Consider the following 9,737-nt stretch of genomic DNA (forward strand, 5'->3'; position numbering starts at 1 on the left):
TGCTAACGAGATATAATAAAACCTAGATATACCTTTCAAAAAGAAGAATACATATTTATAGGATGAAAAAATTTAACCTATTATTTTTTATAGCTTTTAGAAAACGCTTACAATTGGTGTGGAGGGGAAACCATGTCTAAGTTCACAAAGTATTTTTTAATGGAAGCTAAAGATGTGATTGCATATGTGAAAGAGAAATTATCTAAGTTTGAACATGCAAAGGGGCTAAAGTGTAAAGAAATAGGTGATGGCAATTTAAATTATGTGTTCCGCGTTTGGGATGAAAAAGAGAACATCTCTGTCATCGTAAAGCAAGCTGGGGATACAGCTCGCATTTCAGATGAGTTTAAGTTGTCGACGAATCGTATTCGCATAGAATCAGATGTTTTGCAGTTAGAGGATGAGTTAGCACCTGGACTTGTTCCTAAGGTGTATTTATTTGATAGTGTGATGAACTGTTGCGTAATGGAAGATTTATCGGATCACACAATATTACGTACAGCACTTATAAATCATCAAATATTTCCGCAGCTTGCTGACGACTTAACTACTTTTATGGTAAATACACTTTTATTAACATCTGATGTTGTAATGAATCATAAAGAGAAGAAGGAACTTGTGAAGAATTATATAAATCCTGAATTATGTGAGATTACAGAGGACCTCGTATATTCAGAACCATTTACAAATCATAATAAGCGTAATGAGTTATTTCCTTTAAATGAGGGATGGATTAGGGAGCATATTTATAGTGATAAAGAGCTTCGTATGGAAGTAGCGAAACGTAAATTTTCTTTTATGACGAATGCACAGGCATTGCTTCATGGTGATTTACATACTGGTTCTGTTTTTGTAAGAGATGATTATACAAAGGTTATTGATCCTGAGTTTGCTTTTTATGGACCTATGGGATATGACGTTGGGAATGTAATGGCGAATTTAATGTTTGCTTGGGTGAATGCAGATGCAACGATGCCACCTGGAGCTGAGAAAGATACGTATATGGATTGGTTACAAACTACGATGGTAGAGGTAATTGATTTATTTAAGAAGAAGTTTTTAGATGCTTGGGATATTCATGTGACCGAGATTATGGCGAAGGAAGAAGGCTTTAACGAAGTATATTTACAATCTGTATTAGAGGATACAGCTGCAGTGACAGGTCTTGAATTAATCCGCCGTATTGTTGGATTAGCGAAAGTAAAAGATATTACTTGTATTGAGAATGAGGAAGCACGTGCTAGAGCGGAGCGAATTTGTCTTAAAGTAGCGAAGAGTTTTATTTTACGAGCGAATCAATATAGAACAGGTACAAGTTTTGTAGAAACGTTAAAAGAACAGTCAATGCACTACGCGGAGTAAGGGGAGAATATGATGGAAGAGCAATTAATACCAATTCAGTGGAAAGATGATGCTTTAGTTTTGTTAGATCAAACGTTATTACCGAATGAAATTGTCTATGAATCATTTAAAACAGCTGAAAGTGTGTGGGATGCCATTCAAGTAATGAAAGTACGAGGTGCACCAGCGATTGGTGTTTCAGCAGCTTATGGAGTGTATTTAGGGGTAAAGGAATTTGCTGAAAGTACGGAAGAAGGATTTATGGATGAAGTAAGAAAGGTATGTACATACTTGGCGACATCAAGACCGACTGCAGTAAATTTATTTTGGGCACTTGAAAGAATGGAAAGTGTAGCGGCAGATAATATTCATTTATCAATCTTACAGTTGAAAGATAGATTACTAGAAGAGGCAAAAGAAATTCATAGAGAAGATGAAGAAATTAACCGTCAAATTGGAGAACATGCATTAACATTATTCCGTGATGGAATGGGAGTATTAACACATTGTAATGCTGGTGCGTTAGCGACGACTAAGTATGGTACTGCGACGGCTCCAATGTACTTAGCAAAAGAAAAAGGATGGGACTTAAAAATCTTTTCGGATGAAACACGTCCAAGATTACAAGGGTCAACGTTAACGGCATTAGAACTACAGCGAGCGGGAATTGATGTTACTGTCATTACGGATAATATGGCAGCTATGGTCATGTCACAAGGGAAGATTGACGCTGTAATTGTTGGATGCGACCGTGTGGCAGCGAACGGTGATATAGCAAATAAAATTGGAACATTAGGCGTATCTATTTTAGCGAAATACTACAACATTCCGTTTTATGTAGCAGCGCCAACGCCGACAATCGACTTGAAAACACCGACAGGAAAAGAAATTCCCATCGAGGAAAGAGATGCTTCTGAAGTGATTAATCGCTTCGGACAATATTCTGCTCCGAAAGAAAGTAAAGTATATAATCCAGCATTTGATGTTACTCCACATGAAAATGTAACAGCGATTATTACAGAAAAAGGGATTGTAAAGGCACCGTTTACGGAGAATTTAAAAAAGCTATTTCAATAAATAGATAAATATAAAAGTCAGTCATCATAAGCTTCATACTTAGGGGGATGTATATGTTATTACAAAAAGAAAGAGAAGAAATTGTAGCGTATGGAAAGAAAATGATTTCTAGTGGTTTAACAAAGGGGACGGGTGGTAATATTAGTATCTTTAATCGTGAACAAGGTCTTGTTGCGATTAGCCCAAGTGGTTTAGAGTATTATGAAACAAAGCCTGAAGATGTAGTTATATTAAACTTAAATGGTGAAGTAGTAGAAGGAGAGAGAAAACCATCAAGTGAATTAGATATGCACCTTATTTACTATAGGAAGCGTGAAGATATAAATGCGCTTGTGCATACACATTCTCCTTACGCGAAGACGATTGCGTCATTAGGATGGGAGCTTCCGGCTGTGTCATATTTAATTGCTTTTGCAGGTCCGAATGTCCGCTGTGCACCGTATGAAACATTTGGTACGAAGCAATTAGCGGATGCTGCTTTTGAAGGCATGATTGATCGTCGTGCTGTGCTACTTGCAAATCACGGTTTAATTGCTGGTGCAAATAATATAAAAATGGCATTTACTGTTGCAGAAGAGATTGAGTTTTGTGCTCAAATTTATTATCAAACGAAAAGCATTGGGGAACCAAAGCTATTGCCAGAAGATGAGATGGAGAATTTGGCGAAGAAGTTTGAAGGATATGGGCAGTAGTAGAATGAAACAAAAACACCCTCAAGAAAAGATCTTGAGGGTGTTTTTTAAGCTTTTTTAAGCAACAAATACATAAAGTAAGGAGCCCCAATTAAAGCAACGACAATACCTGCTGGAATGCCATTAGGATCAACGATATTTCTTCCAATTGTATCTGCTAATAATAATAGCCATCCGCCGATTAAAAGGGCGATAGGCATGAAGATTTGATGTCTTGGGCCTACTAAAGATTTCGCGATATGAGGAGCCATTAATCCGATAAAGCTAATTCCTCCTGTTACGGAAACAGCTGTAGCTGCAAGTGCAACAGCTGCAACTAATAAGTACCTACGTTCTTTTTCAATTTCAATTCCAACACCGATTGCGACTGGTTCGTTTAATGCTAAAATGTTTAATCGATTTGCTTTATAGAAAACAAACGGAATTAATACGATTAGCCATGGGAGCATTGCTAAAACGAATATCCAGTCATCTCCCCAAATATTTCCGGCAATCCATTTTGAAATAAAGTCTACTTTCATACGATCCGCGGATGAAATAAGGACAATCATCGTTCCAGATAGTGCAAATGCAAAACCGATACCGGTTAATGTTAATCGGATTGGTTGAAGTCCAGTTGATTTACTATATGAAAATACGTAAATTAGAACAGCTGTCAGAAATGCTCCGATAAATCCAACTACAGGTAGTAAGTAGAGAAATGAACCTACATCTATTGGAAAGTATAAAAAGAAAATAGCAACAGCAACACCGGCCCCAGAGTTAATACCAAGAATACCAGGTTCAGCTAAATCATTTCGAGTAATTCCTTGAAGAATAGCTCCTGATAAAGCGAGAGCCATACCAGCTAATAATGTAATGACAATTCTAGGTAGCCTTAAAGAGTATAAAACAAACTCCTCTTTAAAAGTCCCTTGCCCCATTAATGTTGGGAGTAGTCGATCATAAGATAAAGATGCTGAACCAAGTCCCATTCCAACTACAATGGTTGTGATGATTACTATAAGTAAAGTGAGTATAATGAGACGCTGTTTTCTTAAAATAGATTGCATCATGAGAATGTTTTTCCTCCTTTACGTACAATGAATAGGAAGAATGGTAACCCTACAATCGCGACAATTGCTGCAACTGGTGTTTCGTATGGAGCGTTAATAGTACGTCCGATTGTATCTGCAAGTAGCATAAAGGAAGCTCCAGCAATTGCTGACATCGGTATAACAAATCGGTAATCTGGACCGACAATTGGGCGTACCATGTGAGGTATCATTAAGCCGATAAATGCCATATTTCCAACAAGCGCTACAGATGCACCTGCAAGTAAGATAATAATGATAAATAAAATAGTTTTAATAACAATAATTTTTTGACCTAGTCCAATAGCCACTTCCTCACTGAAACTAAGAACTGTCAATTTTTTTGCTAGTAAGATAGCGATAAAGATACTAATTGAAATGACTGGAATAATAATTTTTAATTGGTTCCAAGTTGTTCCAATTACGCCACCAGCAGTCCAAAGTGATACATCTTGTGAAATTTTAAAGTAAATGCCAATTCCTTCTGAAATTGCGAGTAGAAATGCTGAAACTGCAGCACCCGCTAATACAATTCGAAGAGGAGAAAGGCCGCCTTTTTTCACCATACCAATTCCAAATACCATAATTGCGCCAATTGCAGCACCGATAAAGCAAGCTAATGTTAAGTAAAGATAGCTGATGGAAGGGTTGAAAGCAAGTGTCAGTGCAAGCGCAGCATTTGCTCCACCAGATAGCCCTAATAATCCAGGATCCGCAAGTGGATTTCGTGTTAATCCTTGCATAATTGCTCCAGAAACGGCTAATCCAGCTCCTACAAAAATAGCAGCAACTTCACGTGGTAAACGTATTTCTCGAATAATAGATATTTTGTCTCCTTTAGCGGAGGAAGTGAGTGCTGACCATACATCTTTTATCGAAGTATCTGCAGCACCTAATACCATTGCAACCATAAAAATAAGAAAGAATGCAATTAAGCTTAAAATTAGTTTGTATGTAAAAGCTATAGAACGTGGATTGTCATGATCTTTTGTCATTCGTTTCACATCTTTTCTGTTCATAGAATAAAGGAAGAGGAATTCTTAAATTAAGAATTCCTCATGTTTGTATTATTTACCAAGAAAGCTCTTCTTGAAGAAGTCTAGTTGGAAATCTAATGTAAGTGGATCATTGAAATAGAATTCCATCATGTTTGCTTCATATACGCGATTATTTTTTACTGCTGGGATGTTTTTATATGATTCTGTCTCTTGGAATGAGTTATCAGTATCTTTATTTTTACTTACGATTAAGTAATCACCAGCAAATTCAGGTAATACCTCAGTAGATAATGCGTAGTAACCTTCTTTTAATGCTTTTTCTTTTACTTTTTCAGGCATTTTTAATTTCATTTCTTGGTACAGAATTTCTGTTCCGCGGCCCCAGTTCTCGCCGTATACATAAAGCTGTTTGTTGAAGTTTTCTACAACAGAAACTGTAGCATCTTCACCGATTTTTGCTTTAATTTCTTTACCAGCTTCTTGTGCACGTTTCTTGAAGTCATCAACCCAAGTTTTTGCTTCTTTTTCTTTGTTTAATAACTTACCGATTTCTAAATGCTGTGTTAAGTAATCAACTTTTCCGTAAGTGTATGTTACAGTAGGCGCGATTTTCTTTAACTTATCGACATTTTTAATATTTGATAAACCGATGATTAAATCTGGATTTAGTTCAGCGATTTTTTCAACATTTTCATCTGATACTTCAGCAACATCTTTAAGTTTGCTATCAAAACGTGGGTTTTGTTTAGACCATGAATCTACCCCAACAAGATTTACACCTAATGACATTACGTTACCAGCGAATGATGATAATACAACAACGCGTTTTGGATTTGCAGGAACTTCTACTTTACCATTTTCAGATTGGTATGTAATTGTTTCTGATTTGCTACCTTTTGCATCGTCCTTTTTGTCTGTAGAACTATTGCTACAAGCGCTCATAACAAGAACGAAAAGGACTGTTAGTGAAATAAATAACTTTTTCATCGTCTTTCTCCTTTAACATAGATGATATGTGTATACAATAATTTGTTTAACTGTAATCTTTTTGAAATAGTAGTGGTAATGCAAAATAATTTATTGAAAATCTTGAATATGAGATTTTATAATATAGTAATAACCATATTAATGAAAGAAGATGTAATCTCAAATTTGCTAATTATTAACAAAATGATAATGATTATCACTATTGATTCTTTAAATAATATAATTTTATATAGGTGTATTGTCAATAGTAATTTTGATTGTAAATTTTGCGGAAACAGGTTATATTTTATTGAGAATGATAATCAATGATTAGTAGCTGAGGAGTGAGCACGAATGAATCAAGAAGAATTGTTTGATGTAACCGTGATAGGCGGAGGACCTGCAGGGCTTTATTCAGCTTTTTATAGTGGACTCAGAGAAATGAAAACGAAAATAATAGAATTTCAACCACATTTAGGTGGAAAAATACATGTGTATCCGGAAAAAATGATTTGGGATGTAGGAGGACTATTACCAGTTACAGGTGATAAGTTAATTGAACAACTTGTACAGCAAGGGTTAACATTTAAGCCAGAAGTTGTATTAGATACAAAAGTGGAATCAATTATTCGTAATCAAGATGGTACTTTTACATTAAAAACAAGTACTGGGGAAGAACACTTTTCAAAAACAGTTATCGTCGCAACAGGAAGTGGTATATTGAAACCGCAAAAGTTATCTATTGAGGGTGCTGAGCGATTTGAAGTATCAAATTTAAATTATACAGTTAAATCTTTAAAGCGTTTTAAAGGTAAAACAGTTATTATTTCCGGTGGAGGCAATTCTGCTGTTGATTGGGCAAATGAATTAGAACCAATTGCGAAAAAAGTGTATGTAACCTATAGAAAAGAAGAATTATCTGGTCATGAAGCACAAGTAAAACAACTTATGAACAGCTCAGCGGAGTGTTTCTTTAATACATCGATTACAAAATTAATTGCTGGTGATAATCATGAAGCGATCGAATATGTAGAATTAACAAATCATGAAACAGGTGAGGTTTCTCATTTACCTATTGATGAAGTTATTATTAATCATGGATATGAACGCGACATTACATTATTAGAAAATAGTGAGTTAGACGTTGCAATTATAGATAATTATTATATTGCAGGTAATGCAAATAGTGAGTCTTCAGTAGATGGATTATATGCTGCTGGAGATATTTTAAAGCACGAAGGGAAACTACACTTAATTGCAGGTGCATTCCAAGATGCTGGAAATGCTGTGAATAAAGCAAAACAATTTATCCAACCAGATGCAAGTGAGTATGGAATGGTTTCTTCTCATAATGAAGTATTTAAGAAGAGAAATCGCGAACTGATTAAGCAGATGATGAAATAATAAGGAACAAGTATACCCCCACGTATTTCTCTATTCCAATGGATGAGAGATGTACGTGGGGGTTTTCCTGTTTACTATATTTTCTATCATTATAATGACACCGGTTTCATCAGTTCATATGATATGAACATTTTATTGGTAAAGCATCCTAGAAAACAATTTAGCTATGTTTTGCTTACGCAGAACATGGCTAAATTACGCTGTCCCTTTAGCGCGTTCATTAGGAAATGGCATATTTAGTATAGAAGCAATATACTGTTTTCCATGCATTCGAGCTAATGATTCTAATATTTGGCGAACACGTTTTGTAAGATGACCTTGTTTTTTGATGGCTTCACAATATGCGTCATAGAAGGCATATTTAGCCCAAAGGAAATCATCTTGTTGGAATAAGAAATGATTTTTGTACCATTCACCAATTGTATGATAACAATTGTTTTCATGTATTGCTGTGCTTTGAGAAAGAAAACGATCAGATAAAGATACATTTAAATGAGAAATTGTGTTTTCTGTTTCAACTTGTAGTGTTTTTTCTAACATTGTAATGATGTGACGAGTAGCCATATGTTAACTCTCCTTTGTGTAAATGGGTAATACCATTCTATATTTAAAAAATTCTTACTATATAATACTATACAATATATGGAATGCATCTACCTGCTTTTTGAACTGCATTTACAAAATCTTTTTTATTTGTTTACAAAAATAAAGTAAAGTAAGATACAGTATAGATGAAAAAATAATAAAGGAATGAACGCATTGTATATAACAGTAGAAGAGACTGCGGAGTATTTGAATTTACCAAAATCGTATATTGAAGAGTTAATTCAGCAAAAGAAAATTCGTGCGCTATTCGATGGAGAGCAATATTTAGTAAATAAAGAACAATTTAATACACATTTAGAACAAATGGAGAAATATAAGCAATTAGTGGAAGAAATATTGAACGAACCAATTCCAGAAGATATGGATGTTAAAGACGAAGATTAAACTATGGAAAATCCCTTATGAAGATATGCAGAAATGTATATTCATAAGGGATTTTTTGTTTGAAGATATCAAAAACATAAGGAGTTCTTAGCCTTTCTTCAAATTTTGATAGGTAGTAGTCTACCATGTTAAAAGCATATTTTTTTCTAGCTAGGACAAACATAGAGAACGTAACCTGTACAGATACATATACTATCAGTGCAAAAGCTTATAAATTAATGGAAGGGGTTTTCTCGTGAGTTTATTTCATTGTGATTTTCTGAAAGACTTAATTGGATCTTTTGTGAGAGTAAACAGGGGTGGTCCAGAATCTCAAAAAGGGACAATAGTCGCTGTATGTTCGGATTACTTTGTATTAAAGAATGAAAAAGGAGAGCTCTATTACTATCAGATTCGTCATCTGAAAAGTATTACAAAAAATGCGAAAGATTGTAAAGCAGATGATTGCAGATGGTTGGAATGTGAATGTGAAGATGACTTTGAAAAGTTACTTCAAAGCTTCAAATATTGCTGGGTGAAAATTAATCGTGGTGGCCCAGAGAAAGTTGAAGGTATTTTACAAGATGTTTCTTGTGAATTTGTGACACTAATTGTAAAAGAAGAAGTTATATTAGTTGCAGTATCTCATATTAAGAGTGTAACAGTACCTTGTAGAGAGAGCGAAGAAAGCGAAAGTGAAAGTAATAATTCAGGTCGAGCTCGCGCACAAAGACAGTCAAGAAGAGGAAGATAATAAGAAAGGAGGATATAAATTTGGAAAGTATATTATGCTGTGAACAAATTAAAGGCTTAGTCGGTGAGACTGTAAAAGTAAATCTTCGTGGACCAGAGAGTCGAGTGGGGGTACTTGTATCGTTAGGAAGAGATTACCTTACATTACAACTTCCTCTTGGTGAATTAGTATATTACCAATTGAAACATGTGAAAAGTCTAGTTAAGAAAGTGAAAGAAAGTAAATGTGGCGATGGCTATGTTTCATGTTTCTGCTCTGATGATGATACTTTTGTCGATGTATTACGTGACTTGAAGTATAAGTGGGTAAAGATTAATCGTGGCGGCCCAGAGTGTGTAGAAGGCTTATTAAGTGAAGTGCATGAAGAATGTATTACGCTAGTAAACGGTGATGAAGTTATTTATATCATTAATTATCATATTAAGAGTGTGAGTCAAGTAGTGAAATGTAAAAAGAATGAAGA

Annotated in this window: 11 protein-coding genes; 7 read left to right on the forward strand and 4 right to left on the reverse strand. The window is 34.9% G+C overall.

Annotated elements, in window-relative coordinates:
- Positions 1 to 132: 132 nt before the first annotated feature.
- The 3 genes from mtnK to ACQGSG_RS23115 are packed head-to-tail and all read left to right on the forward strand — an operon-like array spanning position 133 to position 3,110.
- Positions 133 to 1,362: an S-methyl-5-thioribose kinase gene (gene mtnK, locus ACQGSG_RS23105; RefSeq protein ID WP_325842802.1), complete on the forward strand. Its 1,230-nt coding sequence runs from the start codon at positions 133 to 135 to the stop codon at positions 1,360 to 1,362.
- A gap of 9 nt (positions 1,363 to 1,371) precedes the next feature.
- The gene (gene mtnA / locus ACQGSG_RS23110; protein WP_033690097.1) at positions 1,372 to 2,418 is read left to right on the forward strand and encodes an S-methyl-5-thioribose-1-phosphate isomerase; all 1,047 of its coding nucleotides are present in this window, start codon (positions 1,372 to 1,374) and stop codon (positions 2,416 to 2,418) included.
- A 53-nt stretch (positions 2,419 to 2,471) separates the two neighbouring features.
- Entirely contained in the window at positions 2,472 to 3,110 is a 639-nt protein-coding gene (locus ACQGSG_RS23115; RefSeq protein WP_000926565.1) for an L-fuculose-phosphate aldolase, read from the forward strand.
- A 47-nt stretch (positions 3,111 to 3,157) separates the two neighbouring features.
- Here ACQGSG_RS23115 and ACQGSG_RS23120 read toward each other — a convergent pair whose 3' ends face one another.
- From ACQGSG_RS23120 to ACQGSG_RS23130, 3 genes are read right to left on the reverse strand one after another with little or no spacing between them, the layout of a single operon-like run.
- Positions 3,158 to 4,165 (reverse strand): FecCD family ABC transporter permease, encoded by a 1,008-nt coding sequence (locus ACQGSG_RS23120; protein ID WP_098664408.1) that lies wholly within the window; start codon positions 4,163 to 4,165, stop codon positions 3,158 to 3,160.
- Complete coding sequence (locus ACQGSG_RS23125; RefSeq protein ID WP_325842803.1) at positions 4,162 to 5,202, reverse strand: iron ABC transporter permease; 1,041 nt, start codon at positions 5,200 to 5,202, stop codon at positions 4,162 to 4,164. The genes ACQGSG_RS23120 and ACQGSG_RS23125 overlap by 4 nt, the downstream gene beginning before the upstream one ends.
- A 48-nt stretch (positions 5,203 to 5,250) precedes the next feature.
- Positions 5,251 to 6,168, reverse strand: a complete 918-nt coding sequence (locus tag ACQGSG_RS23130) for an iron-hydroxamate ABC transporter substrate-binding protein (RefSeq protein WP_000732594.1) — start codon at positions 6,166 to 6,168, stop codon at positions 5,251 to 5,253.
- Between the two features lie 333 nt (positions 6,169 to 6,501).
- Here ACQGSG_RS23130 and ACQGSG_RS23135 point away from each other — a divergent pair, with 333 nt between their 5' ends.
- Positions 6,502 to 7,551 (forward strand): NAD(P)/FAD-dependent oxidoreductase, encoded by a 1,050-nt coding sequence (locus ACQGSG_RS23135; RefSeq protein ID WP_001070931.1) that lies wholly within the window; start codon positions 6,502 to 6,504, stop codon positions 7,549 to 7,551.
- A gap of 195 nt (positions 7,552 to 7,746) precedes the next feature.
- On the opposite strand, the gene ACQGSG_RS23140 is transcribed toward ACQGSG_RS23135, so the two are convergent.
- Entirely contained in the window at positions 7,747 to 8,115 is a 369-nt protein-coding gene (locus ACQGSG_RS23140) for a hypothetical protein (protein WP_000235475.1), read from the reverse strand.
- A 186-nt stretch (positions 8,116 to 8,301) separates the two neighbouring features.
- On the opposite strand from ACQGSG_RS23140, the gene ACQGSG_RS23145 reads away from it, so the two are divergent.
- The 3 genes from ACQGSG_RS23145 to ACQGSG_RS23155 all read left to right on the forward strand — a co-directional run.
- A complete protein-coding gene (locus tag ACQGSG_RS23145) occupies positions 8,302 to 8,541 on the forward strand; it encodes a helix-turn-helix domain-containing protein (RefSeq protein ID WP_001998970.1) in 240 nt (79 codons plus the stop codon).
- A gap of 235 nt (positions 8,542 to 8,776) precedes the next feature.
- Positions 8,777 to 9,274, forward strand: coding sequence for a hypothetical protein (locus ACQGSG_RS23150; RefSeq protein WP_030022606.1), 498 nt, complete (start codon positions 8,777 to 8,779; stop codon positions 9,272 to 9,274).
- A 20-nt stretch (positions 9,275 to 9,294) separates the two neighbouring features.
- On the forward strand, positions 9,295 to 9,737 hold a 443-nt coding region (locus ACQGSG_RS23155), incomplete at its 3' end, for a spore coat protein (RefSeq protein ID WP_426948116.1).

Source organism: Bacillus sp. GMa5/1 (genome assembly GCF_050172015.1).
Taxonomy (GTDB): Bacteria; Bacillota; Bacilli; order Bacillales; family Bacillaceae_G; genus Bacillus_A; species Bacillus_A cereus.

Coding starts and splice junctions, on each gene's coding strand:
- mtnK (WP_325842802.1), top strand. CDS start 133: ATGTCTAAGTTCACAAAGTATTTTTTAATGGAAGCTAAAGATGTGATT.
- mtnA (WP_033690097.1), top strand. CDS start 1,372: ATGATGGAAGAGCAATTAATACCAATTCAGTGGAAAGATGATGCTTTA.
- ACQGSG_RS23115 (WP_000926565.1), top strand. CDS start 2,472: ATGTTATTACAAAAAGAAAGAGAAGAAATTGTAGCGTATGGAAAGAAA.
- ACQGSG_RS23120 (WP_098664408.1), bottom strand. CDS start 4,165: ATGATGCAATCTATTTTAAGAAAACAGCGTCTCATTATACTCACTTTA.
- ACQGSG_RS23125 (WP_325842803.1), bottom strand. CDS start 5,202: ATGAACAGAAAAGATGTGAAACGAATGACAAAAGATCATGACAATCCA.
- ACQGSG_RS23130 (WP_000732594.1), bottom strand. CDS start 6,168: ATGAAAAAGTTATTTATTTCACTAACAGTCCTTTTCGTTCTTGTTATG.
- ACQGSG_RS23135 (WP_001070931.1), top strand. CDS start 6,502: ATGAATCAAGAAGAATTGTTTGATGTAACCGTGATAGGCGGAGGACCT.
- ACQGSG_RS23140 (WP_000235475.1), bottom strand. CDS start 8,115: ATGGCTACTCGTCACATCATTACAATGTTAGAAAAAACACTACAAGTT.
- ACQGSG_RS23145 (WP_001998970.1), top strand. CDS start 8,302: ATGAACGCATTGTATATAACAGTAGAAGAGACTGCGGAGTATTTGAAT.